The organism is Corynebacterium sp. H127 (genome assembly GCF_037482665.1).
Taxonomy (GTDB): domain Bacteria; phylum Actinomycetota; class Actinomycetes; order Mycobacteriales; family Mycobacteriaceae; genus Corynebacterium.
This window is the reverse complement of sequence record NZ_JBBHKY010000005.1, coordinates 42,362-65,841: the sequence shown is the minus strand read 5'-3', so window position 1 is coordinate 65,841 and position 23,480 is coordinate 42,362. Positions and strand designations below refer to the sequence as shown.

Here is a 23,480-nt window from a genome sequence, read left to right as displayed (position 1 = left end):
TCAGGGAAACCCATCTGTTGCAGGCGGACTTCTTGCGCCAATAGTTTTACACTCTGTACGCCGCAGTCTTCAGCTGAATTGAGTTGGAATTCTTGGTAAAGGTTCACAACCTAGACCTTACTTCCGCTTGAGCGCCTTCGCTGCCAACGCGCTGCCTGCAAGCCCCATTACGGCACCTACACCAACCCACGTGGATTTAGGGCTGCCTTCACGTACCTCATTACGCACCCGGATAACTGCTGGCTCTGGGACTTCTACGATCGTCATGGCCAGAGATTCCTTGGTGGTGGCCGCCCACGCAGAGCAGTACAGCAGGATGCGCCAGATGAAGTACAGCAGGACCATGACGCCGATGATCGGACCGAAAGTTGCCCCGGCCGGATTGGACAGACCGTTGGAGAAAAACATAGACGCAAGCTGCTTGAACAACTCGAACGCAACCGCACCGATTATGGCCGCATGAATTGCGGAACGCATCGGGACCTTGGTTCGCGGTAGGTACTTGATGAGCCAGAGGAACACCAGGAAGTTAGCCAAGAGGCCGATCACAACTGCAATGAGGTAGGTAATGATGAAGATCCCCGGAATGTGTCCCAGGCCAATGCGCTCAACGAAACGATCCGTAAGCCCGGAAGACCCCACCGCGGTTACACCAAAGGCAACCACCAAGGAGACCAACAACCCAATCAGTCCGACGAGATCTTTACCCTTGGCCACCAGGAAGCTCTGCTTGGTTGGATCGACCTTCCACATTTTGGAGGCGCCATAACGCAAGTTGTTCATCCAGCCGAGCCCGGACCACAAGGCGGTCAGCGTACCAATGCTGGCGATAGCGCCACGCTGGTCGATCGCGGTAGCCAGGATCTCATTCAGCGTCTCCCCGAGCTGACCGGAAGCCATGTCCCCAATCCGAGCTTGGACTTCGGCGAGGAGCTCCTGATTGTTGGCCAAGGCGAAACCGAGCGCCGCAAAGAGCAGCATGAGGATGGGGAACATCGAAAGGACGGAGAAGTACGTAATACCGGCAGCGTACTGGTTGCCACCCATGGTGCCGAAGCGCTCGTTCATCCGCATGATGTGGTCGAACCATTCCCACTTGAGTCTCAGCTTGTCTACAAACCCAGGATCATCTTTGTGAACCCTCTCGATGCCGTACTCGTCGGTGCGCTTTTCGCTCGCCTTGGTCACTGCGGTCATGGCTAAACTCCTTTTGTAATTCTGACTTTCTCTACAGTAGAGAGGAATCGGCAGAGATTCAGCGCTTGTGCAGCCCTGTATCCGTTCTTTTGCTGGATTGTTACCCCAGCTTAGGAAATGCGGACACGAAAATTAGCGACGCGGAGCCAAAAAACCGATGTTCTTATAGACGTCGGCAAGCGTGCGGGCTGCAACTTCCGAAGCTTTTTCAGCACCCACGGCAAGCACCCGCTCCAGCTCACCCTTATCTGCCATGTACTCGTCGAATTTGGCTTTGAGCGGAGTGGTGAAGGCCTCGAGAGCTTCGGCGGTGTCAGTTTTCAGCGCCCCGTAACCCTGCCCCTCATACCCCTTGACCAGCTCGTCAATGCTCTTGTTCGTGAGCGCAGACTGAATCACGAGCAAGTTGGATACGCCGGGCTTATTCTCCTTGTCATAGCGGATTTCACCGTCATTGTCAGTGACCGCCGACTTGATCCGCTTCGCGGAGACCTTCGGATCATCCAACAAGTTCACGCATCCCTTAGGATTCTCCCCCGACTTACTCATCTTCGACGTTGGCTCCTGCAGATCATAGATCTTCGCGGCACCCTGCGGGATGAAACCTTCGGGCACCACGAAAGTCTTCTTGAACCGAGAATTAAATCGTTCTGCCAAGGTGCGAGTGAGCTCGAGGTGCTGGCGTTGATCCTCCCCGACCGGCACAAGCTGAGGGCGATAGAGCAAGATGTCTGCTGCCATCAGCATCGGGTAGGTAAATAGGCCTGCCGACGTCCGGTCCGCACCGCGCTTAGCTGACTTATCCTTGAATTGCGTCATCCGCGATGCCTCACCAAACCCGGTCAGGCAGGTAAGGATCCAGCCCAATTCCGCATGTTCATGGACATGCGACTGCACAAACAAGGTGGACTTTTCCGGGTCGATACCCAGCGCCAAGAGCTGCGCTGCGCCGGCAACTGTACGGGCCCGCAGCTCTTTCGGGTCCTGATCAACCGTAATCGCGTGCAAGTCTGGGATGAAGTAGAACGCCTCATAGGAATCCTGGAGATCAATCCACTGCTTCAGCGCCCCCAGGTAATTGCCGAGGTGATAAGAGTCGGCAGTTGGCTGGATACCGGAGAGGACTCGTTGCTTCTTTTCAGGCTTGGGCGCAGTGTCAGTCATGGTTTATTAGTGTAGCGATGTATGTCTAGCCTGCTAGGCATTGCTGGGCTGAAGCATTCGGCCGCGCACATAGACTAGCGATTGGGCACGCACACTAAGATCTTTAGGTCATGACCGCGTTTCAGCCAGGCAAAGCCACCGTCTACACCTCGATCAAGGAAATCTCCCAGCTCACCCGCGCACTCCGCAAGGTATCCCGCCCGGTTGTGCTGGTCCCCACCATGGGTGCTCTCCACTCCGGACACATTTCCTTAGTGAAAGCCGCACAGCGCATCCCTGGCGCGAACGTCGTGGTGAGCATTTTTGTCAATCCCTTGCAGTTCTCGGAAAATGAGGATCTGGATGCCTACCCGCGGACGCTGGAACAGGACGTCGAGAAGCTGCGCGCCGCGGGTGCCGACGCCGTGTTCGCTCCCACCCCGCGCGAAATGTACCCCAATGGCCCCCGTACGATGATTCACCCGGGCTTGCTAGGCGCCGAGCTCGAAGGCAACTCGCGTCCCACGCATTTCGCAGGGGTGCTGACCGTAGTCCACAAACTCTTCCAGATCACCAACGCATCCCACGCCATTTTTGGTGAAAAAGATTACCAACAGATCGTGCTTATCCAGCAGATGGTCAATGATCTGAACCTCGACGTACAGGTCATCGGTGCCCCCATCGTCCGAGAAAATGACGGCCTCGCGCTGTCTTCCCGCAACACCTACCTTTCGGAGGCGGATCGCGAACTCGCATTGACCCTTTCCGCAGCTCTCACCGCCGGCGCTTACGTGGCAGGCGACGGCCCCGACGCCGTGATCTCAGCAGCGCGTTCCGTCATTGACTCCGTACCCGCAATAGCCCTGGATTACCTCGAGTTACGAGGGCCGGGACTCGGCAAAGTGGACCCCACGGGCGCTAATCGACTCTTGGTAGCTGCCAAGGTAGGTGCGACGCGGCTTATCGACAACATCGGGATTGATTTCGGCTCGGAGGAAGTAACAGGCACTCCGCGATCATGATTTCACGATCATGATTTCGAGAGAGTGGCGTAGAGCTGGACGCATTTAGCACTTGCTCTACTCACATAATCATGATCGTGAAATCATGGTCGCTATTCTTCGGCTCGTATCCTGGTACAGGCCCTCGCCCGGGATTACGGCTGAGAATAGTAAGTACCGAACGCACCAACGGTGCCGCACCATTGCCTGGCGGGAAGAGATCCGGGTAACCGAACCTAAGGAACTGGAAACCAAGATGCTCCAATGCCTTTTGGCGCTTGGCTTCCGCGAGCAACGCTGTCGGCTCACGGTATTTCACATCGCCATCCATTTCAATGGCCAACCACCCATTAACTAGCAGGTCAGGATACCTCACCTCGAATCGAGACACCCTCACCTCGGGCTGGATTTGCAGCGACGTTATCAGTGGAGAATGTACATCCAGCAGCAACGCACGGGCGGCGGATTCCAAAGGACTCTGCGAAGCACCGCTGCCCCATTTGAGAGCACGCGCAATCTTCTTTCGTCCCGGCATCCCCTTGAACAGCGAAAACTTCTTAGCTAGCTCCGTCCGACTCTTCAAAGTGAGGGCATGGTCCATGGCGACCAAGCCATCGACAAAGTCACTCGTCCTGACTACATCGACCAAAGTTCGATTGAAGGTGGTGCGCCGAATCCCGTCCACCGATTCCCAATGATGCTCGGGCAGCCGCCATTGCTTCGTCCTAGTTTTCGGGGTCGAACAGCGACCACTAGTGGCACCGGGATAGGCCAGATAGACGAAACTGGGCGTGCGCAATTGTGGGAAACCATGCAGCACTGCCGCCGATTCCCCCACTATCACCGCAGAATTGCGCGTCAGTCCGACAGCTTCTACCCGTGCCCGATATTGCTCCCAACGGGTTAAAGAATCCAATATTTCCGCTGGAATCGCAATATCCGGAGCCAAATATTGATGGCTCGCTGCGTGATCACGCAGCCACAGCTCGCGTTCCGGCAAGGTGAATCTACGTAAATGGACGAAGTGCTTGCGCATGGCTAAAGAAAACTCCCCCAAGTTTCCCAATGTGATGTTGCCTGCGATCTTCCCACAAAGAACCGACGGGCGCGCGACGGCAGAAAAGCCAACGCGCAATCATGATTTCACGATCATGATTATGTGAGTAGAACTTGTGCTATTCGAGGCTCGGTAACAACGCTTGTCTGTAAATCATGATCGTGAAATCATGGTCGCACCGCCCCTAAAACACATGCCCCTCCCCCGGGAATTCTCCGTTCTCCACGGCTTCCTTATATTTGGCGGCTCCGGCAAGCATTTCGGCGCCCACCGAGCCGAAGGCACGCACGAACTTCGGAGTGCGGTTTCCTTCGGGGAGCGCAAGCATGTCATGCCATACAAGAACTTGGGCGTCGCACTGCGCGCCGGCGCCAATACCGATTGTTGGGATCGGACAGTTGGCGGTGATTTCCGCTGCGAGTGCCGCCGGGACCATTTCGAAAACCACGAAATCTGCTCCGGCGTCGACGACGGCAGTGACGTCGGCACGCACTGCATCTGCCGATGTGCCACGCCCCTGCACCTTGAAGCCACCGAGTCCGTTGACGGATTGCGGGGTAAAACCGACGTGTGCGCACACTGCTAGGCCTGCAGACTTGAGCGCACGAATTCGATCCGCCATACGCACCCCGCCTTCTAGTTTCACCATGTGCGCACCCGAACGGCGCAGTAGCTCGGTGGCGGAACGCACTGCTTGTTCATCGGAGGCTTCATAAGTGCCGAAGGGCATGTCGATGACCACGAGTGCATTGCCTGCACCTCGCACAACGGCCGCTCCGAGCATGCACATTTCGTCAAGGGAAATTGCGGTGGTTGAGGTGTAGCCGAGCATTACATTGGCGGCGGAGTCCCCTACTAAGAAGCACTCAATCCCGGCGTCGGCAAACGCGCGGGCTGAGGAATAGTCATAGCAGGTGAGCATTGCCCAGGGGCGTTGCCCTTTGCGCGCTTGCAGTTCAGAAACTCTAACTTGCTTCGTTGGTACCAAATAGCCAGACATTGCGCCTACCATTGTCCTTATGTTCTTTTACGATGCCGATTGTGGCTTTTGCACTTGGAGTGCGCAGCATCTCCAGAAATTGACCACGGGCGTTGAAATCGCTCCTGGCAAAGGACTATACATTCAGCACAATGCCTATTTTGTTGATTCGCAAGATCGGGTGTATTTGGGCAATCGCGGCATCGGGATGATGCTGACCCGGCATGGGCGAAACCGAAGGATCCGGCTGCTCGGTCGCCTTCTTGGCCTGCCGATATTCAAACCGGTGTATCGGATAATTGCGTGGAACCGGTACCGACTTGGACCGCTAGTCGGGGCCGGAACCTGCAAACTCTAGGCGTATTCCACGTTCAACGGCGCATGGTCTGACCACCGTAAATCATAGGCGGCGGCTTTATCGACCCAGGAGCGTTGCGCTCGGGCCAGCATCGGCGCGGTTGCTGCTTGATAGTCAATCCGCCAACCAGCTCCGGTATCAAATGCTTGGCCACGATAGGTCCACCAGGTATGCGGAGCATCTTCGGGCTGCAGCCGTCGGGCGACGTCGAACCACATCGGGTTGGTGTTTGCTTCCCGCCGGGGGCGAACTGAGGAGTAATCGACTGCGCCTAGGTACTCACCATGCACCTCCACCTGGGAGATTTCGTCCGGGAAGACGCCAAAAACGGAATCCATGAACGCGCGCTCGTCGGCAAGGAAACCGGACTTCTTTTGGTTAGCTTTCCAGTTCTTCAGGTCTTCTCGCCGATGGCAGATGTTCCAGTCTCCGCCGATCACCATATTGGGATGCTGCACCGCCAGCTGGGTGATCACCTCGGAGAATTCGTCGAGGAAGCGGTATTTTTCATCCTGCTTTTCAGTGCCGGCAGAACCCGATGGTAGGTAGAGCGAGGCGACGGTGACATCATCAAATGAGCCTTGAATGAAGCGACCGGAGTCTTCAAACTGGGGGATGCCGATGTGGACGTCGAGAAGCGGTTTGCGGGACAAAATTCCCACCCCGGCGCGCCCTTTCGCGCTCGCTTCTGCGCCGACATAATGCCAGCCCGAGTCGAGAGCTGGGGCGAGCGCATCGCGAGTCTGTTTTTCGGTTGCGCGTACCTCTTGCAGCAGGACCACGTCTGCGTTTGATGATTCCAGCCAGGGCAGAAAGCCTTGGTTCTTTTCACTGCGTTCTTTGACTGCAGCTCGGATTCCATTGACATTGACGGAGGAAATGATCAGACTCATGCAGTCAGTGTAACGGCCGGCAGCTCCCCCACTGCGAGCGCTCAGGAAAGTGGCTGCAACTCGCCGAGATCGCGGGGCTCAACATCAGTTTCCCCTACCGCAACACCAGTATCCGGTATTGCGCGCGACCAGCCGAGGTACGTCATCCACAGCACCAAGCCGCCATGGGCAAACATGCCCAACAGGTCACTGAGGAAAGAGAACCATACCCGGTTGCCAATTTCTCCCTGGAACAGGTAGCACCCGAACCACGCCACCGAATATGCGACAAAGAACCAGCCCAAAAGTAAAGGGAACCGGCGATCACGGAACAAAATCCAGGCCAGCACGAGCATGGCCAGCGGCAGGACGCACTGCGAGTAGCGGCCAACAATCGGGGCCGCCCCCGATTCAGAGATCACTTGTCCAAGGGCTATAGATTCCTGCACAAAAAGCAGCTGCCCGAGCATAGCCAGCCCGAATACCACCCACGCGGCGATCGGGAAACAGCGCCGGAAGAACAAGGTAATGCCCAAGATGGTGGTAATGCCCAGCACACTGACACCTACCCGCCATACCAGCAGCACCGTTGCGGACCAATCGGTAACAACATCGGAGATTTGCCAGAAGAAGAAAATAGCTGTTACCACGCCGACTAATCGGGCATAGCTAATTTCTCTCCTGGTGAGATCGGCGGGATGTGTCGCCATTCAGTTTTGTCTTCCTGCCAGGCTGAATTAATTCAGCATCAAGGGGGCCACCTAAAGACTTTACGCGCTAAAGCGCCCCAAACCCAAGAAAATCATTAAAAATAGCATCAAATTGATTAAGGTTGCGGTTACCGTGCATGTCTTCTCAGCAAGACGGTCGGGCCCCAGATGAGCAACGCCGCCGCGGCCAATCCAGCCCCGACCAGTGCAGGAGCGGCATAGGAAAAGCCCGCAGCGATCACTGCACCACCTATCGAGGCCCCCGCAGCGTTCGCCAGATTCAACGCCGAGTGATTAAGAGCTGCAGCAAGAGTTTGCGCCCGCCCCGCAACGTCCATGAGCCGGATCTGCAATTGCGGTACCAGCGCAGAGCCAAAGAAGCCGATGAGTCCGAACACTGCAGTACCAATGACCTGGTGCGCGGACAGGAAATAGAACCCCACCAGAACCACAACAATACTGCTGAGCACGAACCCGATCCCCAGTTCCAAATTTCGGTCGGCCAAAAACCCGCCAAAGAGATTACCGAGTAGCCCACCTGCGCCATAAGCTGCGAGCACAACCGGTAGGTATTTCAGATCCATGGCGGCTCGCGCGGGATCCGTCATCGTCCATGCAATATACGTGTACACAGCAAACATGCCACCGAAACCGACCGTCCCCATCGCTAAGGTAAGCCAGACTTGAGAACGCGCAAGCGCACTCAGCTCTGTGAGCGCAGAGGTGGGTTTCATGTCAGCCATGTGAGGCATGAAACGCCACAGAGCCAGAACTGTCGCGATGCCTGCCGCAACCACGACGCCATAGGAGGCTTTCCAATGTACTGCCTGCCCCAGCCACTGTGCGAGCGGAACCCCGCCGATCGTTGCAGCCGAAAACCCAACGCCCACTAGTGCCAGCGCTTTACCCCGCTGCCCTGGCGGCGCCAGTGCCGCAGCACACAAACCCGACACCGAAAAGAACGCCCCATGTGGCAGCCCTGCTACAAACCGGGCGATCAAGAGTGTGCCATAACTTGGTGCCGCGATTGTGAGGGCGTTGCCCAGCACGAAGAAGGCCATCAACATCAGTAGCAGCCTGCGACGCGGGATATAGCCGGTCAGAGTAGTAATCAGCGGCGCACCCACCACCACGCCCAAGGCGTAAGCCGAGATAATATGGCCGGCGCTGTCTTCGGTGATATTAAAGTCTTGTGCGATCAGCGGCAGTAGCCCCATGGAAACAAATTCGGTGGTGCCTATCCCGAATCCTCCGAGCGCAATCGCCACCATGACGATCATGCGGTGTCGCTCAGAAATCTCAGTTTGACGTGGTAGCGGCCGCCTGTTGGGCAAACGCATCTTGCGGGATTGCTCATTCACGTCGCATCACCCTACACCCCGAAGCGGGGTTATGCCGTTCCCCGAAAAGGTGCACTCCTTTTTGGGCAAACCTACCCCGCACACTGGGAACAGGTATTCTTGATACCTGTACTGCAATCTTCTTTAAGGGAGTTACATTGGCAAAAATCATTTACACCCGCACTGACGAGGCTCCACTGCTCGCGACCTACTCGCTGAAGCCAGTCGTGGAAGCTTTCGCTTCTACCGCGGGCATTGAGGTGGAGACGCGCGACATTTCCCTCGCTGGCCGTATCCTGTCCCAGTTCCCAGATTTCTTGAGCGAGGATCAGAAGGTTGCTGACGCTCTTGCGGAGCTCGGCGAGTTGGCAAAGAACCCTGAGGCCAACATCGTTAAGTTGCCAAATATCTCGGCTTCGGTCCCACAGCTTAAGGCCGCTATCAAGGAGCTGCAGGCCCAGGGTTACGCGCTGCCTGACTTCCCTGATGCACCAGAGACTGCTGAGGAAAAGGACATTCGCGCGCGTTACGACGCCGTGAAGGGCTCCGCCGTTAACCCAGTTCTCCGCGAAGGCAACTCTGACCGCCGCGCGCCAATCGCTGTGAAGAACTTCGCTAAGAAGAACCCACACCGCATGGGTGCTTGGTCCGCTGACTCCAAGACCAATGTCGCGACCATGGATTCCGATGACTTCCGCCGCAACGAGAAGTCCGTCATCATGCCAGCCGCTGACACCCTGACGATCAAGCTGGTCAAGGCCGACGGCTCTGAGGAGATCCTCAAGGACGGTCTGAAGGTACTGGAGGGCGAAGTTATCGACGGCACTGTCATGCGCGTCGCCGCCCTCGATGCGTTCCTCGCAGAGCAGATCAAGCGTGCTAAGGAAGAGGGCGTCCTCTTCTCTACACACCTCAAGGCAACCATGATGAAGGTCTCCGACCCGATCGTGTTCGGCCACGTAGTCCGCACCTTCTTTAAGGATGTTTACGCTCAGTATGGCGAGCAGCTCCTGGCAGCTGGCCTTGATGGAGAGAACGGCCTCGCAGCAATCTACTCCGGTCTCGCAGAGCTAGAGAACGGTGAAGAGATCAAGGCAGCCTTTGAAAAGGGCTTCGCTGAGGGCCCAGCAGTTGCCATGGTGAACTCCGATAAGGGCATCACTAACCTGCACGTTCCTTCCGATGTCATCGTGGATGCCTCTATGCCAGCTATGATCCGCACCTCCGGGCACATGTGGAACGCTGCGGGCGAAGAGCAAGACACCCTAGCCGTTCTTCCGGATTCCTCTTATGCAGGCATCTACCAGGTAGTCATCGACGACTGCAAGAAGAACGGCGCCTTCGACCCAACCACCATGGGCACCGTCCCTAACGTTGGTCTGATGGCGCAGAAGGCTGAGGAGTACGGCTCCCACGACAAGACCTTCAAGATCTCTGCCGATGGCAAGGTTGTCATCCTCAACTCCGCCGGCGAAGAGCTCATGGATCACGAGGTTTCCGCAGGCGACATCTGGCGCGCATGCCAAGCCAAGGATGCTCCTATCCAGGATTGGGTCAAGCTTGCTGTCACCCGTTCCCGCCTGTCCGGCATGCCGGCAGTGTTCTGGCTCGACACCGAGCGTGCACACGATCGTAACCTGATCACCCTGGTGGAAAAGTACCTGAAGGACCACGACACCGAGGGCCTGGATATCCGTATCATGTCCCCGATGGAAGCTACGCAGTTCACCATCGACCGGATGCGCAAGGGCGAGGACACGATCTCTGTCACCGGTAACGTGCTGCGTGACTACAACACCGATCTCTTCCCGATCCTCGAGCTAGGCACCTCTGCCAAGATGCTGTCCATCGTGCCGCTGATGGCTGGCGGCGGACTCTTTGAGACCGGTGCAGGCGGATCTGCCCCTAAGCACGTTGAGCAGCTGGTCAATGAGAACCACCTGCGTTGGGATTCCCTCGGCGAGTTCCTCGCTCTGGCGGAGTCGCTGCGCCACTTCGCCAACACCGCCGGGATTCAGAAGGCTGCTGTGCTTGCCGACGCCCTGGACAAGGCAACCGAGAAGCTGCTCGATGAAAATCTCTCCCCTTCCCGCAAGGCTGGCGAGATCGACAACCGCGGCTCCCACTTCTTCCTGACCAAGTTCTGGGCAGAAGAACTAGCAGCCCAGTCCGAGGACGCTGAGCTGGCTGGCCTGTTCCAGCCGATCGCAGCCTCCTTGGCCGCAGCGTCCACCGAGATCGAGAAGGACCTCCTGGACAACCAGGGCTCCCCAGTCGACCTCGGCGGCTACTACGCTCCGAACGAAGAGAAGGTCAACGCTGTCATGCGTCCTTCAGCTAAGTTCAACGAGATCATCGACGCGCTGAAGAAGTAGTCTCAGCGACTCCGTCGTATTAAGGCCCGGTCTCACCCATTTTCGATGTGGTGTGGCCGGGCCTTTGCCATGCTCTTCGAAGGCAAAAATTCGGTTTCCCACTACACTGGGCGAGCATGAACCGCGAATTCGACATCATCTTGTTCGGCGCTACCAGCTTCGTCGGGAAGCTTACCGCCGCCTATTTGGCAGAGCACCACAAAGATCTCAGTATCGCCATCGCCGGACGAAACTGGGCCAAGCTCCAAGACCTGCGACTGCCTTTTACCCCACTCAAAGCAGATGCTGCCAACAAGTCAGAGCTTGTTGAACTTGCCCGCAAAGCTACCGTCATTATTTCGACTGTCGGTCCTTATACGCGTCACGGAGACATGCTCGTAGACGCTTGCGCTGAAAACGATACGCACTACGTGGATCTGAGTGGGGAAGCCCTGTTTATCCGGCGCACAATAGATCGCTGGCACGGCAAAACTGCTGCCAAAATCGTGCATTCCTGTGGCTTCGACTCAGTGCCAAGTGACATGGGCATGTTCCATCTTTCTGAAAAGGCCGAGGGCCGGCCGTTCAGTGAGGTCGTTATGGCCGTCGATAAGCTCAGCGGCGGGCTATCCGGAGGCACCGTCGATTCGATGCGCGAGGTGAGCAAAGATGCGAAGCGGATGCCTAAGGGCGGAGCTATTTTGCATTCCCCGTATTCACTGTCTCCGGACCACACTCGTGAGCCGGACTTGGGGCCGCAGCCAGATTTCGAGGCTGCGTACGTTCCTCTGCTCGGGCAGTGGTCGGGCCCATTCTTCATGTCGATGTTCAATACTCGGGTGGTACGCCGCTCTAATTCCTTGCAGGGATATCGCTATGGAAAGCGATTGCGCTATCGCGAGGTTGTCCCCACCGGGTCCGGACTTGGCGGTCAATTGCGCGCAAAGGCGTTGCTGGCGGCAATCGGGGCAGCTTTTTCTGCGATCATGGTGGATAAACTGCGAAAGCCCCTGTCCAAGGTGGTGCCGGAACCAGGCGAGGGCCCGAAGAACCTCGATGACGGCGGTTTCCTCATCACTCACCACGGCAAGCTGGAGGACGGTTGCCTGCTCACTTCTCGTGTGATGGCGGACGGCGATCCGGGGTACAAGGTCACCGCGATGATGCTGGCGGAGGCGGCTGTGGTGCTCGCGACGCACGCCGAGGGTTTGCCGGAGGCTACTGGCGTCCTCAGCCCCGCCACTGGCTTGGGTAAGCCGTATCTTGCGGCGCTCCAGCGGGGCGGGATGAAGTTTGCTTAGCCAGGCGCAAACCGGCGTGTAGCCAGCAGCATCGGCAAGCTAGCAGCACCGAGCACCGGGATTGCGCGCCTTTTCAGCGTAGCGATCCCGGAAGTACTCCCGCTCGGTGGGCACCGGGCTATCCGGGTGATGGACTCGAAGGTGGGCAACGTATTTTTCATATTCACGTTCCCCCACGATCTCACCAAGCCACCACCAGATCGCCTTAATGACGCGCATGAACCGCCGGCCCCCTTTCGGCCCACTGCTCTGCCAGCTGCTTTTCGACGTCCGTAGGAATCATGCCCGTCGGAGCAAAGTAGGCAGAAGGATGCTCGGGGTCCTCGCTGGTCGGGGTTTCCTCTCCACGGCCTTGGGCGGCGATGGTGCGGACACATGCCCAGAGAGCTGCCAGCACGACCACGAGGGTCAGTACTGCGAACAAGATGGAGAGAATGCCCTGGATCATGGTGTTGCGTATTACGGCATCGATGGCTTCGATAGATTTCGCGGTGCCAAACTCCGTTAGCCCCTGGGCCTTGGCATCGGCGAAGCGGTTGTGCTGAGCAAAGTAGCCAATCTTCGGGTCTGCGGCGAAGATCTTTTGCCAGGAAGCGTACATCGTGACGATAAGGTCCCACGCTAGCGGTACCCCCGGGATCCAGGCCCATTTCAGCAGGCCCTTCTTGATCACCACGACCAGTACCAGTGATAGCGCGATAGCCGCGAGCAACTGGTTAGCGATGCCGAACAGCGGGAACAGCACATTGATGCCACCAAGCGGATCAGTGACGCCCATGATCAGAATCGCGCCCCACAGTGAGCATACGAAGATGGTGGAAATCCAGTGGCCCAGTGTCCATGATTGGTCACGGAACTTCTTCAGTCCAGGAACGTTTGCCAGGGTATCGGTCATCATGAATCGGGCAACGCGTGTTCCGGCATCAACTGTGGTCAGGATGAACAACGCCTCAAACATGATGGCGAAGTGGTACCAGAAGGCCTGCATCTCTGGATGCCCGAAGATACTGGTGAGGATTTCGGACATACCGAAAGCGAGGGTCGGTGCGCCACCGGTACGGGAGATCACCGTATGCTCCCCCACTGCCTGTGCAGCTAACGTCAATTGTTCTGCGCTCAAGCCTGCGCCGGGAATTCCCAGGCCGTTGACGAATGCTGCAGCAGATTCTGGTTTACCACCAGTCATGGCTAAAGGCGCGTTCATTGCGAAGTACAAGTGACGGTCCAGGATCACGGCCGTGATGAGAGCCATGATGGCCACGAAGGATTCCATCAGCATGCCGCCATAACCGATCATTCGCATCTGGGTTTCCTTCTCCACGAGCTTCGGAGTGGTACCTGAGGAGATGAGGGCGTGGAAGCCGGAAAGGGCGCCACAAGCGATGGTGATGAAAAGGAAGGGGAACAGGCTGCCGGAGAAGACTGGCCCCTGCCCACTCCGCGCAAACTCCGTGACAGCAGGCATGTGAACCTCAGGGCGGTCAATCAAGATTCCTACTGCCAGCAGCCCGATCACGCCGACTTTCATGAACGTGGAGAGGTAATCGCGCGGTGCGAGCAGCAACCATACGGGCAAGATTGCGGCGATCACACCGTAGATGATCAGTGCCCACGCGAGCGTGAGCTTGGAGAGCGTAAACCACTGCACTCCCCAATCCGTGTTGGCGACCCAGCCGCCAGCCACGATGGAAAACAGCAGGAGGAATACACCGATGACCGAAACTTCCATCACCCGGCCTGGCCGTAGGTAGCGCAGGTAAATGCCCATGAACAATGCGATTGGGATGGTCATGGCGATGGAGAACACGCCCCAAGGTGACTCAGCTAGCGCGTTGACCACAACCAGGGCCAGCACAGCGATGATGATCACCATGATCGAGATGACTGCGAGGATGCCGGCGGCGCCTCCGAAGCGCCCCACTTCATCGCGTACCATTTGGCCGAGTGATCGCCCACCGCGGCGGGTAGAAACCCACAGCACAAGGTAGTCTTGCACCGCGCCAGCGAGAATGACGCCGATCACGATCCACAATGTTCCTGGCAGGTAGCCCATTTGAGCTGCCATAACAGGACCAACGAGTGGGCCAGCGCCGGCGATAGCGGCGAAGTGATGGCCGAACAGCACACGACGGTCCGTCGGCATGAAGTCTTTGCCGTCGTTGCAATATTCGGCCGGGGTTGCTCGCGAGTCCTTTGGCCGCACGATTTTGTATTCGACGAGTCGTGCGTAGCCAGCGAAGGCGATGATGTACGAGCCGACGGCTGCGCATACGAGCCACACTGCATTTACAGTTTCACCACGGTGAAAGGCGATCATTGCCCAACCGGCAGCCGCAATCACCGCAATGATCAGCAGGAAAAGCTTCTTTTTGGTTGTCATAGGACGCTTGTCATCCACGCCCACGGGAAGATCTGTTGCATCAGTATGCAGGAGGGTGACACGTTCGGGGACTTTTAGTGCTTGGCTCATGCGCCTACTGTCCTTTCCGGTTAATTCCGCCGGTTACCTGGTTTGCGGATATATAACAATTAGACAGGAAATTGACTTGCCTCACAATAGTCACTTACATAGCCACCCCTAACACGAGCAATCATGGGCAACTTCCATCACCAATCCACACCCCAGCGAACAAAGCCGTCTACCCCCAACACCGTCACTACCTGCACAAACTAAAAATAATAGACAAAGCTGTTTACATAGACTGAGCTGTCCGCTACATTTGTGTGAAATTCCACCGAAAGGACACACCATGAGCAAGTACGACAACTCCGACACCTCCCAGTGGGGCTTTTCCACCCGGGCGATCCACGCCGCGCAACCAGTAGACAGTGACAATGGCGCCCGAAACCTCCCGATTTATCTCACCTCCAGCTACGTCTTCGACTCTGCCGAACACGCATCCAAGCGTTTCGACCTCTCCGATGCCGGCCCGGTCTATTCTCGACTCACTAACCCGACCGTCAGTGTTGTGGAAGACCGCCTCGCAAATCTCGAAGGCGGCGTTCACGCAGTACTATTCGCATCCGGCCAGGCCGCCGAGACTGCCGCGATTCTCAACCTGGCCGAGGCCGGTAGCCATATCGTCAGCTCACCGCGCCTTTATGGTGGCACCCAAACACTATTCCAAGTCACCCTGAAACGGCTCGGCATCGAAACCACCTTCGTGGAAAACCCCGACGACCCCGAGTCCTGGCAAGCAGCAGTGCAGGAAAACACCGTCGCCTTCTACGGCGAAACCTTCGGCAATCCAGTAGCAGATATCCTCGACATCCCCGCAATCGCGGAGGTCGCACACCGCAATAGTGTGCCCCTCATTGTGGACAACACGCTTGCCACTGCTGCCGTCGTCAAGCCCCTCGAGCTCAGCGCCGACATCGTGGTAGCCTCCCTAACCAAGTTCTACACCGGCAACGGCTCCGGCCTAGGCGGCGTGCTTATCGACGGCGGAAAGTTCGACTGGACGGTAGAAAGAAACGGCAAACCCGTATTCCCGCAGTTCACCACCCCAGATCCGGCTTACCATGGCCTAAAATATGCTGAGCTCGGAGCCCCTGCGTTCGGGCTGAAAGCCAGGGTCGGTATCCTGCGTGACACCGGCGCCGCCCCTTCCCCGTTCAATGCTTGGGTTACTGCCCAAGGACTTGACACCTTAAGCTTGCGCCTCGAGCGCCACAATACGAACGCGCTGGCCGTTGCCGAGTTTCTCAGCGAGCAGGAAAAGGTGGTCTCTGTAAACTACGCAGGTCTCCAGTCCTCCCCATGGTTCAGTGTGAAGGAAAAGCTGGGTCTGCAGCATGCCGGAGCGGTGCTGTCCTTCGATGTCGCCGGTGGTCGCGAGGAAGCGTGGCGGCTCATCGACGCGTTGAAACTGCATTCGAACCTCGCCAACGTTGGCGACGTCCGGTCCCTGGTAGTCCATCCTGCCTCCACCACTCATTCCCAATCTGATGCCAAAGGCTTAGAACGAGCCGGAATCAGCCAATCCACGATTCGCCTTTCGGTGGGCATTGAGGATATCGAGGACATTATTGCTGACCTTCGCGCCGGGCTCCAGGCCATTTAGAAAGCAGGCTGAAAGATGCAGACCGTAGCAATTGGAGACTTCACCACTGAGGCTGGGGCGAGGATCCGCGATGTGACCATCGCTTATCAAACCTGGGGCGATCCACGCAGTGAGAACGTCGTGCTCATTGAGCACGCGCTCACCGGCGACAGCGACGCTACTGGCTGGTGGCCCGGGCTCATCGGCCCGGGGTTGGCGATTGACACCAACTCCAACTACGTGATCTGCACGAATGTCATCGGTGGCTGCAAAGGCTCCACCGGCCCGTCCTCGCAGCATCCCGACGGCGGCCGGTGGGGTTCGCGATTCCCTGCGATCTCCATTCGAGATCAAGTGGCGGCTGAACAGCGAGCGTTGTCAGCTGTTGGAATCGATCAGGTATCTGTAGTGATCGGCGGATCAATGGGCGGTGCCCGCGCACTCGAGTGGGCTGCGATGTACCCCGATCGCGTCGCCTCAGCCATGATTCTCGCAGTATCCGCCCGTGCCAGTGCGTGGCAGATCGGTATCCAGGCCCAACAGATCGCCTCGATCGAAGGCGACCCTGAGTGGCGGGGCGGCGACTATTACGAACACGGCCCTGGTCCGATCTCCGGGATGAGTACTGCGCGAAAACTCGCCCATCTGACTTACCGTGGCGAACTGGAAATCGATGAACGCTTCGGCACAGATGCACAAGCTGGTGAGGATCCCCGGGGGCCGTTCCGCTCGCGGGAACACCGCTTTGCGGTAGAAAGCTATCTGGACTACCAAGCAGAGAAACTCGCGGAACGTTTTGACCCCGGCTCCTATGTCACCCTTACGGAGTCCCTCAATAGGCATGACGTGGGTCGCGGCCGTGGTGGTCTGAACCGAGCCCTCACTAACATCACCGTTCCCACCTTCGTAGTCGGCGTAGACACAGACATCTTGTACCCGTACCACCAGCAAGAGCACCTATCGCGAAACCTGGGAAACCTACTTGGTATGGGAAAGATCGTCTCCCCGGTGGGGCACGACGCGTTCCTCACGGAAACCCGTCAGTTGGATCAGCTCATACGCCGCTTCTTCCGACTCACCGGACAAACGCATACTTAGCACTTGTGAGAGCTAGCCTTCGCGCCACTCAACTAGCTTCCGAGCGAGTCCACCGAAACAGCTAGAAACACCATTACCAGGCCCAGCACCGTCTCAAAGAACACATCAAAGTTCCGTGACCGCACTGCAAGGACGCCTAGTAGCTTTGAGTCGCAGGTCAGACGAACCACCGCGAGCAGGCAGAGCGCTCCGCCGAGGACGAAGGTGGCCCGCCGCCAGTGCTCCGTCAGCGCGCATACAGCCGAGAGTGCAACGAAAAGCACGAAAGCGAGCAACGCGATACGCTGCAGCAGCGGGGATAGTCGCGAGGGCGGCATGCCCTCATCATGCGGATTTCTGAGCGCGGCTGCAACGTGTGGTGGTGGAGGTGGCAACAACGGCATGATTGCCTAGTTTGCCTGTTGTTCCGCTCGTTCGACAACGTTGCGAACGAGGAATGCACGGGTCAATGGTCCGACTCCCCCGGGGTTTGGTGAGACGAAACCTGCTGGCTCCCAGACGTCCGGGTGGACGTCGCCAAGCAGCTTGCCGTCTTTGCGAGACACCCCAACGTCTAAGATTGCTGCCCCAGGCTTCACCATGTCAGCGGTCAACATGTGCGGTTGGCCAGCGGCGGCAACGATGACATCCGCAGTGCGCGTCTCCGCAGCCAAGTCCTTAGTGCCGGTATGGCACAACGTCACGGTGGCGTTTTCAGAACGCCGGGTCAGCATGAGACCGATAGGGCGACCAACAGTGACACCACGTCCGATCACCACCACCTTCGCGCCAGCCAGTTCCACATCGAAACGACGCAGCAGAGAGATCGCACCGTTCGGAGTACACGGCAATGGGGCGGGCTCGTTCAGCACCAGCTTGCCGAGGTTAACTGGATGCAAGCCGTCGGCATCCTTGGCTGGATCAATAGCTGCGAGTACTGCGTTTTCATCGAGATGCTTCGGCAAAGGCAATTGCACGATGTAGCCAGTGCATTCAGGATCATTATTGAGCTCCTGGATAACCGCGAGCAGCTCTTCTTGCGACACGTCTGCTGGAAGATCCTTACGGATCGACTTCACACCGATCTGTTCACAGTCGCGGTGCTTCATCTTCACATAGGAATGGGAAGCAGGATCGTCGCCGACCAGCACAGTTGCCAGCCCGGGCACGATACCTTTGTCTTTCAGCGCAGCCACGCGTTCCTTAAGGTCTGCGAAGATCTCGTCGCGGTACAGATTTCCATCCAGCTTCGTAGCAGTCATGGCTTTCATTATTCCACGGTTTGATCACCCTTCCGACCGCGCGGTGCTTATCGACGCCAACTCCACGCGTATCCTCAATGGTTATGCACGTCGAATCCCCTTTTGCCCACGTCATCTTCGAGCAACCCGTCATCCCACCTAACACGGGAAACGCGATCCGGATGTGCGCGGGAACCGGAGCGATTCTGCACCTGACGGGCCCGCTGGGATTTGATTTGGCAGAGAAAAACCTCCGGCGAGCGGGTTTGGATTACCACGATCTCGCTGATGTGCGCGTCCATGAGAACCTTGATGCTGCTTTCGACGCGATCCCCGGCGCGCGGGTTTTTGCCTTCACTGCGCACTGCGAGAATAATTTCGCAGATGTGCAGTACCAGCATGGGGATGTGCTGCTCTTTGGTACCGAGCCAACCGGTTTAACGGACTATGCCCTCGGCCACGACCGCATCACCCAGCAGGTACGGATCCCGATGCTGCCAGGTCGTCGCTCGATGAACCTATCCAACGCGGCGGCAGTTGCAGCCTATGAGGCGTGGCGACAGCTGGGCTTCGTTGGTAGCTAGACCTCGCGCACGTTGATCGCGGCCAAGCCGGCGTCGGCTAGCGCTACTTCGCGGGAACCCACGTTGACCAGCTGCATCCCCCCGAAGGCTGCCTCCCCCAGGCTCAACTGCTGACCTGGCACAATGCCATGTTTGGCCAGGTAGCGCAGCAACTCCGGGTCCCCATCATGGATGCGTAGGACTTCGACTACCGTGCCCGGCTCAATCTGTCCGAGATGCAGGCGGTCCATATCCTCGACCTCCCCCTGCGCGGTAGGGATCGGGTCACCGTGCGGATCGTGCGTGGGGTGGCCCAAATGCGTATCTAAGCGGGCAATGAACTCATCCGATACCGCGTGCTCAAGCATGTCTGCCTCTGTGTGAACCTCATCCCAGCTATAGCCCAAGGTCCGAACGAGGAACGTTTCGATCAAGCGGTGGCGGCGCGCCATCCCCAACGCCAAGGAGCGCCCCAGGTCGGTCAGAGTGATCCCACCGTAGCGCTCATGGTGCACGAGGTCTTGGGCTCCCAGCCGCTTGATTGCCTCCGAGGTAGTGGAGGTCCGTTGCCCCAGGATGGCGGCAATTTCCCCCAGGCTTGCGGGTTCGCCGGTGCGTTCCGCAATATCCCACAGGATTTTCAAGTAGTCCTGAGTCTTCATGGGCAAGTCAGAAACATGCATGAGCTTTACTGTAGTAGACCGCTCCGCCGCCATAGGCCTGATAGGGCAAAGCAGCATCCTCCTGCCAGGGCGATCATTCCGCCAGCAGACAAGCTAAGCCCTACTGCTATCGTCAATCCGAATACCGCTAACGTGGCGCCCAAGACTGCAGAGCCAGCCAGGAACCATAAGGGATCCTTCGCGGTAGTCCACAAAGTCCCCGCCGGAGCCGCGATCAATGCGATCGGCAAGATCGTGCCGACCGCGGGGATACACACGACAACCGTCAGACAGATGAGGATGAGCACGATGGCGTCGAAAAGCGCGGTGCGCTGACCAGGAAAGTTACGGTCAAATGCGGTGTAGACCAACGGCCACCGCAGCGCCCACACCACAGCCCCTGCGATCAAGAGCAGCCCTGTAGCAGCGGCGATATCAAGGGCATTGACTGTCAGAATTGAGCCAGTGAGGAAAGAGTCCACCCGCAGCGGGAGCGGCTGAAACCACTTTGCCAAAAAGTAGCCTCCGGAAAAGCCCAGAGTGAGCACAACGCCTGCCGCTGCTTGGGCGCTAAGCCCGGCGTGCACTTCCAGTACACGCATCATGCCGGCCAGCGGGATACACGCTGCGAACGCCCCGAGAAACAAGAACACAGAGAGCCCAGACGCACTGATCCCCGGGACAAATGCTGCCGCCAAGACCACACCAAGCACGGCACCGGGGAACGTAGCATGAGTGATCGCTTCACTAAAGAACACCCGCCGGTGCAATACCGCCACAGCCCCGACCAGACCGGCAGCTGCGCCGACGCTAAGCGCCTCGACGAGCGGAAAAACGGGGATCATCGCACACTCCTACTAACAGTTCGGGCAAAGAGCACCAGGAAAAACACGCCGACCAAAGCCAGCGAAACTGCTGCCTGCGGGGACACCGGTCGACTGCTGCTTTGCAGCATCCACCACATTCCGACAACACTGCCGAGGGCGGCGACCGCCACGGACCAGGCCACCATTGCAGCCGAAGTCGGGGCGACGAGGCGCGCGGCAGCGCCCGGAACCACCAGGAATCCGACCACGAGCAGGACCCCGACCACGGAAGATCCGGCGACAACTACTGCCGCGATCGCTAGATTCAGTATCAACTCACAGCGCCAGCCCACGATCCCGGCCCCGGCGGCTGCCTGTGGATCAAAGGCGAGAAAGACTTGCGAACGCCAGCTCAACAGCAAAAGCGCTAGTGCGGCTAGGCACAGGACCACTGATTGCAAGAAGCGGGCTTCAGTCATCTCCAACAACCGCCCGAACATTAGCGCCTCTAATTGACCCGACTTGTCTGAAAAGTACAAGGCGGCGACGATGCCGAGGGAGTAAAAGGAGCTCAAGACCACTGCGGTGCCGGCTTCCTCTCCTGCGCTATGCGCGGAATGGGATCGCCGAAAGGTCAGGATCGCAGCAGTCACCACAGCCGCGAGAGATGCACCTACGAGAATCGACTCGGTACCACCCCACACGAAGCCTCCGACGATGCCCGGAAACACCGAGTGCACCATAGCCTCGGCGCGAAACTCTGCTCGCTTCAGGTTCACTAGTGCCCCAGCAACGCCGGCGGCTGCGCTCAACACCAGCAACATCAGTAGGGGCCGTAGCAAATAGTCGGTTCCTAGAACGTACTGAACTAAGTGCATAGCAGTTCGTCCACTCTGGCGTGGGCCAGCACCTGCTTGGTAGGACCACATGCGCGTTGTTTCCCGGCCAGTACCAGGGTGTATTCGCAGCAGCGTCGGGCGAGTTGCAGGTCGTGGGTAGAGCTGATCAAGCTCACTCCATCGACCTTCAGCTCATCGATGATTTCTAGGAGAACTTCCCTACTGTCCGGGTCAAGGCCATTAAATGGTTCGTCCAACAGCACTAGGCTGGGATCGGCCACGAGGGCACGCGCGAGGAGGACCCGTTGACGTTGACCTCCTGACAAGGTTCCGAACCGGGCGTCTGCCTGATCCTCCAGCTGTACCCGGCGCAGCGCCCGTCGTACTCGGGCGCGGTGCTCCTGGTTCGGGCTGAAGCGCAGCCAGGAGCGCTGCGTATATAGTCCCATCCCGACAACTTGCTGCGCGGTTATTGGGAAGGTCAGGTCGAATTCGGTAGTTTGCGGGACGTAGCCAATCGTGGCATCAGGGGCCATGGCTACAGTTCCGGAGAACTGTCGTATTTGCCCGAGCAGGCCCTTGAGCAGGGTAGTTTTCCCCGAACCGTTGGGGCCGATCAGGGCAAGCGCTTGGCCCGCTGGCAGGTGAAAAGTTACCTCGGATACCGCGGGGGTTGCCGTATATCCGAAGCTGGCATCTTTAACGTTCAGCATGCTCGACCGTATCCTTTGGCGCGTATCCGTCCAAGGCAGCAGGCAGAGGCGCGGCGGTGCCGCCCCATGCGCTCACCAGGTTGGTGATGTTGTGAGTAATAGAGCCCACGTACGTTTCGCCGTCAGTGCCCGCAGGTCCGAGCGAGTCTCCATACAGGGCCTCATCTCCCGTGATTACCCGCACGCCCGCAGCGCGTCCAATTGCTTCGATGGATTTTGCACTGTTGGAGTTCTCCGCGAAGATCGAGGTTGCGCGCGCTTCTTTGACTTGCTGCACCCCGGCTTGGAGATGTTGGTTGGTGGCGTCTTGCTGTGAGTTGAAGTCTGATAGCGCGGAGCCGATGAACTTGATATCAAAGTCATGGGATAGGTAACCGAAGGCATCGTGGGATGTGAACAGGATCCGGTCTTCTTGCGGTACCGTCGCCATGCTTTCCGACGTCCACCGCGCCAACTCCGCGAGCTGCTTTGTGTACGCAGCGGTGCGCTCCCGCCAGAGTTCTGCATGCTCCGAATCTGCCTGCTGCAGCGCAGCGCCGATGTTTTCCACCTGGACAGTCGCATTTTTAGGACTGGTCCACACGTGGGGATCGTATTTGAACTCCGGGGGCGCGCCGTCCTCTCCGTCGAAAGGCCACGGCGCTACCTCTACCTTCTTGCTGCCGTGATCAACGGTGTATTTTTCCTTCTCTGAGGTGCCCTCTTGGTGGCCTGAGGTTATGAGTTTGGTGCCCTCAAATCCAGAGGAGGCCACTGCTTGGTCGAGGAAGTTCTCCAGATCTACACCGTTGCTCAGCAGTAGGTCTGCGCGATTGAGTGCCGCCATCTGCTGTGGGGTCATTTCGTGGTCGTGTGCAGAAGCGTTTGGGGCCAAGAGGCACGTCAATTCGAGTGCGGCTTCACCGGAGCCATGCGTGCTGGTGACGCCTTGAGAATCCGTCTTGGTAAATTCCAGCCCTTCGCCGCCTGCAGCGCTAGCGATCTGGGTGACATAGTCACAAATCTGCGTGGTAGTTGCCACTACTTTCAGCCCGGAGCTTCCTTGACCTAGCTGCGGCGCTGCGCAGGAGACGAGACAGCAACTAAGCGCCAGAGCACTAACGCTGAGGCGGAGACGCGAATTTTTCACGTAGGTGTCCTTCTTGCTAGAGGGGTGGCGAGGCCCCTAATGGGCAATCGTCATGTTCAGAAACACCCTAGCAAGAAATTATTGCATATGAAATT

The 23,480-nt window shown here is 57.9% G+C and carries 24 protein-coding genes; 8 read left to right on the top strand and 16 right to left on the bottom strand.

Annotated elements, in window-relative coordinates:
- Positions 1 to 117: 117 nt before the first annotated feature.
- Together WG936_RS06730 and trpS are read right to left on the bottom strand one after the other, a co-directional pair.
- Complete coding sequence (locus WG936_RS06730; protein ID WP_339564628.1) at positions 118 to 1,197, bottom strand: YhjD/YihY/BrkB family envelope integrity protein; 1,080 nt, start codon at positions 1,195 to 1,197, stop codon at positions 118 to 120.
- 132 nt (positions 1,198 to 1,329) lie between these two features.
- Positions 1,330 to 2,361, bottom strand: coding sequence for a tryptophan--tRNA ligase (gene trpS, locus WG936_RS06725; protein ID WP_339564627.1), 1,032 nt, complete (start codon positions 2,359 to 2,361; stop codon positions 1,330 to 1,332).
- A gap of 110 nt (positions 2,362 to 2,471) precedes the next feature.
- On the opposite strand from trpS, the gene panC reads away from it, so the two are divergent.
- On the top strand, positions 2,472 to 3,362 hold the full coding sequence (gene panC, locus WG936_RS06720) for a pantoate--beta-alanine ligase (RefSeq protein ID WP_339564626.1): 891 nt from the start codon (positions 2,472 to 2,474) through the stop codon (positions 3,360 to 3,362).
- A 61-nt stretch (positions 3,363 to 3,423) separates the two neighbouring features.
- On the opposite strand, the gene WG936_RS06715 is transcribed toward panC, so the two are convergent.
- The gene (locus WG936_RS06715) at positions 3,424 to 4,377 is read right to left on the bottom strand and encodes a hypothetical protein (protein ID WP_339572453.1); all 954 of its coding nucleotides are present in this window, start codon (positions 4,375 to 4,377) and stop codon (positions 3,424 to 3,426) included.
- On the opposite strand from WG936_RS06715, the gene WG936_RS06710 reads away from it, so the two are divergent.
- Positions 4,376 to 4,504 carry a hypothetical protein gene (locus WG936_RS06710; RefSeq protein ID WP_339572452.1) on the top strand — a complete coding sequence of 43 codons (129 nt, stop codon included), beginning with the start codon at positions 4,376 to 4,378 and terminating at the stop codon, positions 4,502 to 4,504. The two genes, WG936_RS06715 and WG936_RS06710, sit on opposite strands and share 2 nt — an antisense overlap.
- Positions 4,505 to 4,582: 78 nt before the next feature.
- On the opposite strand, the gene panB is transcribed toward WG936_RS06710, so the two are convergent.
- On the bottom strand, positions 4,583 to 5,398 hold the full coding sequence (gene panB, locus WG936_RS06705) for a 3-methyl-2-oxobutanoate hydroxymethyltransferase (RefSeq protein WP_339564624.1): 816 nt from the start codon (positions 5,396 to 5,398) through the stop codon (positions 4,583 to 4,585).
- A gap of 19 nt (positions 5,399 to 5,417) precedes the next feature.
- Between panB and WG936_RS12260 the strand changes: the two genes are divergently transcribed.
- Positions 5,418 to 5,735, top strand: a complete 318-nt coding sequence (locus WG936_RS12260; protein WP_445227940.1) for a DCC1-like thiol-disulfide oxidoreductase family protein — start codon at positions 5,418 to 5,420, stop codon at positions 5,733 to 5,735.
- Here WG936_RS12260 and WG936_RS06700 read toward each other — a convergent pair.
- From WG936_RS06700 to WG936_RS06690, 3 genes are all read right to left on the bottom strand, one after another.
- The gene (locus tag WG936_RS06700) at positions 5,732 to 6,628 is read right to left on the bottom strand and encodes an exodeoxyribonuclease III (protein WP_445227939.1); all 897 of its coding nucleotides are present in this window, start codon (positions 6,626 to 6,628) and stop codon (positions 5,732 to 5,734) included. The genes WG936_RS12260 and WG936_RS06700 overlap by 4 nt on opposite strands.
- Positions 6,629 to 6,669: 41 nt before the next feature.
- Positions 6,670 to 7,257 (bottom strand): hypothetical protein, encoded by a 588-nt coding sequence (locus WG936_RS06695; RefSeq protein ID WP_339572451.1) that lies wholly within the window; start codon positions 7,255 to 7,257, stop codon positions 6,670 to 6,672.
- A 188-nt stretch (positions 7,258 to 7,445) separates the two neighbouring features.
- The gene (locus WG936_RS06690) at positions 7,446 to 8,657 is read right to left on the bottom strand and encodes an MFS transporter (RefSeq protein ID WP_339564731.1); all 1,212 of its coding nucleotides are present in this window, start codon (positions 8,655 to 8,657) and stop codon (positions 7,446 to 7,448) included.
- 158 nt (positions 8,658 to 8,815) lie between these two features.
- Between WG936_RS06690 and WG936_RS06685 the strand changes: the two genes are divergently transcribed.
- Positions 8,816 to 11,032 carry an NADP-dependent isocitrate dehydrogenase gene (locus WG936_RS06685; protein WP_339572450.1) on the top strand — a complete coding sequence of 739 codons (2,217 nt, stop codon included), beginning with the start codon at positions 8,816 to 8,818 and terminating at the stop codon, positions 11,030 to 11,032.
- 116 nt (positions 11,033 to 11,148) lie between these two features.
- Complete coding sequence (locus tag WG936_RS06680; protein ID WP_339572449.1) at positions 11,149 to 12,312, top strand: saccharopine dehydrogenase family protein; 1,164 nt, start codon at positions 11,149 to 11,151, stop codon at positions 12,310 to 12,312.
- Positions 12,313 to 12,351: 39 nt separating this feature from the next.
- On the opposite strand, the gene WG936_RS06675 is transcribed toward WG936_RS06680, so the two are convergent.
- Positions 12,352 to 12,531 (bottom strand): YbdD/YjiX family protein, encoded by a 180-nt coding sequence (locus tag WG936_RS06675; protein ID WP_339564619.1) that lies wholly within the window; start codon positions 12,529 to 12,531, stop codon positions 12,352 to 12,354.
- Entirely contained in the window at positions 12,518 to 14,782 is a 2,265-nt protein-coding gene (locus tag WG936_RS06670) for a carbon starvation CstA family protein (RefSeq protein ID WP_339564618.1), read from the bottom strand. The genes WG936_RS06675 and WG936_RS06670 overlap by 14 nt, the downstream gene beginning before the upstream one ends.
- Positions 14,783 to 15,062: 280 nt before the next feature.
- Here WG936_RS06670 and WG936_RS06665 point away from each other — a divergent pair, with 280 nt between their 5' ends.
- Complete coding sequence (locus WG936_RS06665) at positions 15,063 to 16,376, top strand: O-acetylhomoserine/O-acetylserine sulfhydrylase (RefSeq protein ID WP_339572448.1); 1,314 nt, start codon at positions 15,063 to 15,065, stop codon at positions 16,374 to 16,376.
- Between the two features lie 15 nt (positions 16,377 to 16,391).
- Positions 16,392 to 17,453 (top strand): homoserine O-acetyltransferase MetX, encoded by a 1,062-nt coding sequence (gene metX, locus WG936_RS06660; RefSeq protein WP_339572447.1) that lies wholly within the window; start codon positions 16,392 to 16,394, stop codon positions 17,451 to 17,453.
- 32 nt (positions 17,454 to 17,485) lie between these two features.
- Here metX and WG936_RS06655 read toward each other — a convergent pair whose 3' ends face one another.
- Both WG936_RS06655 and WG936_RS06650 read right to left on the bottom strand, forming a co-directional pair.
- Positions 17,486 to 17,836 carry a DUF3017 domain-containing protein gene (locus WG936_RS06655; protein ID WP_445227791.1) on the bottom strand — a complete coding sequence of 117 codons (351 nt, stop codon included), beginning with the start codon at positions 17,834 to 17,836 and terminating at the stop codon, positions 17,486 to 17,488.
- 6 nt (positions 17,837 to 17,842) lie between these two features.
- Positions 17,843 to 18,694, bottom strand: a complete 852-nt coding sequence (locus WG936_RS06650) for a bifunctional methylenetetrahydrofolate dehydrogenase/methenyltetrahydrofolate cyclohydrolase (RefSeq protein ID WP_339572446.1) — start codon at positions 18,692 to 18,694, stop codon at positions 17,843 to 17,845.
- Positions 18,695 to 18,777: 83 nt separating this feature from the next.
- Here WG936_RS06650 and WG936_RS06645 point away from each other — a divergent pair, with 83 nt between their 5' ends.
- Positions 18,778 to 19,257 carry a tRNA (cytidine(34)-2'-O)-methyltransferase gene (locus WG936_RS06645; RefSeq protein ID WP_339572445.1) on the top strand — a complete coding sequence of 160 codons (480 nt, stop codon included), beginning with the start codon at positions 18,778 to 18,780 and terminating at the stop codon, positions 19,255 to 19,257.
- On the opposite strand, the gene WG936_RS06640 is transcribed toward WG936_RS06645, so the two are convergent.
- Genes WG936_RS06640 through WG936_RS06620 form a run of 5 tightly spaced genes read right to left on the bottom strand, consistent with a single transcriptional unit; the run spans position 19,254 to position 23,385 of the window.
- Positions 19,254 to 19,919, bottom strand: coding sequence for a metal-dependent transcriptional regulator (locus WG936_RS06640; RefSeq protein ID WP_339564613.1), 666 nt, complete (start codon positions 19,917 to 19,919; stop codon positions 19,254 to 19,256). The two genes, WG936_RS06645 and WG936_RS06640, sit on opposite strands and share 4 nt — an antisense overlap.
- Positions 19,920 to 19,924: 5 nt before the next feature.
- The gene (locus tag WG936_RS06635; RefSeq protein ID WP_339572444.1) at positions 19,925 to 20,743 is read right to left on the bottom strand and encodes a metal ABC transporter permease; all 819 of its coding nucleotides are present in this window, start codon (positions 20,741 to 20,743) and stop codon (positions 19,925 to 19,927) included.
- Complete coding sequence (locus WG936_RS06630; protein WP_339572443.1) at positions 20,740 to 21,582, bottom strand: metal ABC transporter permease; 843 nt, start codon at positions 21,580 to 21,582, stop codon at positions 20,740 to 20,742. Before WG936_RS06630 ends, WG936_RS06635 begins: the two co-directional genes overlap by 4 nt.
- Positions 21,573 to 22,256: a metal ABC transporter ATP-binding protein gene (locus WG936_RS06625; protein ID WP_339572442.1), complete on the bottom strand. Its 684-nt coding sequence runs from the start codon at positions 22,254 to 22,256 to the stop codon at positions 21,573 to 21,575. Before WG936_RS06625 ends, WG936_RS06630 begins: the two co-directional genes overlap by 10 nt.
- Positions 22,243 to 23,385 carry a metal ABC transporter substrate-binding protein gene (locus tag WG936_RS06620; RefSeq protein ID WP_339564609.1) on the bottom strand — a complete coding sequence of 381 codons (1,143 nt, stop codon included), beginning with the start codon at positions 23,383 to 23,385 and terminating at the stop codon, positions 22,243 to 22,245. The genes WG936_RS06625 and WG936_RS06620 overlap by 14 nt, the downstream gene beginning before the upstream one ends.
- Positions 23,386 to 23,480: the final 95 nt, after the last annotated feature.

Bases quoted from the DNA above. Each gene is read 5' to 3' on its own strand.
- WG936_RS06730 (WP_339564628.1), bottom strand. From the start codon at position 1,197: ATGACCGCAGTGACCAAGGCGAGCGAAAAGCGCACCGACGAGTACGGC.
- trpS (WP_339564627.1), bottom strand. From the start codon at position 2,361: ATGACTGACACTGCGCCCAAGCCTGAAAAGAAGCAACGAGTCCTCTCC.
- panC (WP_339564626.1), top strand. From the start codon at position 2,472: ATGACCGCGTTTCAGCCAGGCAAAGCCACCGTCTACACCTCGATCAAG.
- WG936_RS06710 (WP_339572452.1), top strand. From the start codon at position 4,376: ATGGCTAAAGAAAACTCCCCCAAGTTTCCCAATGTGATGTTGCCTGCG.
- WG936_RS06715 (WP_339572453.1), bottom strand. From the start codon at position 4,377: ATGCGCAAGCACTTCGTCCATTTACGTAGATTCACCTTGCCGGAACGC.
- panB (WP_339564624.1), bottom strand. From the start codon at position 5,398: ATGTCTGGCTATTTGGTACCAACGAAGCAAGTTAGAGTTTCTGAACTG.
- WG936_RS12260 (WP_445227940.1), top strand. From the start codon at position 5,418: ATGTTCTTTTACGATGCCGATTGTGGCTTTTGCACTTGGAGTGCGCAG.
- WG936_RS06700 (WP_445227939.1), bottom strand. From the start codon at position 6,628: ATGAGTCTGATCATTTCCTCCGTCAATGTCAATGGAATCCGAGCTGCA.
- WG936_RS06690 (WP_339564731.1), bottom strand. From the start codon at position 8,657: ATGCGTTTGCCCAACAGGCGGCCGCTACCACGTCAAACTGAGATTTCT.
- WG936_RS06680 (WP_339572449.1), top strand. From the start codon at position 11,149: ATGAACCGCGAATTCGACATCATCTTGTTCGGCGCTACCAGCTTCGTC.
- WG936_RS06675 (WP_339564619.1), bottom strand. From the start codon at position 12,531: ATGCGCGTCATTAAGGCGATCTGGTGGTGGCTTGGTGAGATCGTGGGG.
- WG936_RS06670 (WP_339564618.1), bottom strand. From the start codon at position 14,782: ATGAGCCAAGCACTAAAAGTCCCCGAACGTGTCACCCTCCTGCATACT.
- WG936_RS06665 (WP_339572448.1), top strand. From the start codon at position 15,063: ATGAGCAAGTACGACAACTCCGACACCTCCCAGTGGGGCTTTTCCACC.
- metX (WP_339572447.1), top strand. From the start codon at position 16,392: ATGCAGACCGTAGCAATTGGAGACTTCACCACTGAGGCTGGGGCGAGG.
- WG936_RS06655 (WP_445227791.1), bottom strand. From the start codon at position 17,836: ATGCCGTTGTTGCCACCTCCACCACCACACGTTGCAGCCGCGCTCAGA.
- WG936_RS06650 (WP_339572446.1), bottom strand. From the start codon at position 18,694: ATGACTGCTACGAAGCTGGATGGAAATCTGTACCGCGACGAGATCTTC.
- WG936_RS06645 (WP_339572445.1), top strand. From the start codon at position 18,778: ATGCACGTCGAATCCCCTTTTGCCCACGTCATCTTCGAGCAACCCGTC.
- WG936_RS06640 (WP_339564613.1), bottom strand. From the start codon at position 19,919: ATGCATGTTTCTGACTTGCCCATGAAGACTCAGGACTACTTGAAAATC.
- WG936_RS06635 (WP_339572444.1), bottom strand. From the start codon at position 20,743: ATGATCCCCGTTTTTCCGCTCGTCGAGGCGCTTAGCGTCGGCGCAGCT.
- WG936_RS06630 (WP_339572443.1), bottom strand. From the start codon at position 21,582: ATGCACTTAGTTCAGTACGTTCTAGGAACCGACTATTTGCTACGGCCC.
- WG936_RS06625 (WP_339572442.1), bottom strand. From the start codon at position 22,256: ATGCTGAACGTTAAAGATGCCAGCTTCGGATATACGGCAACCCCCGCG.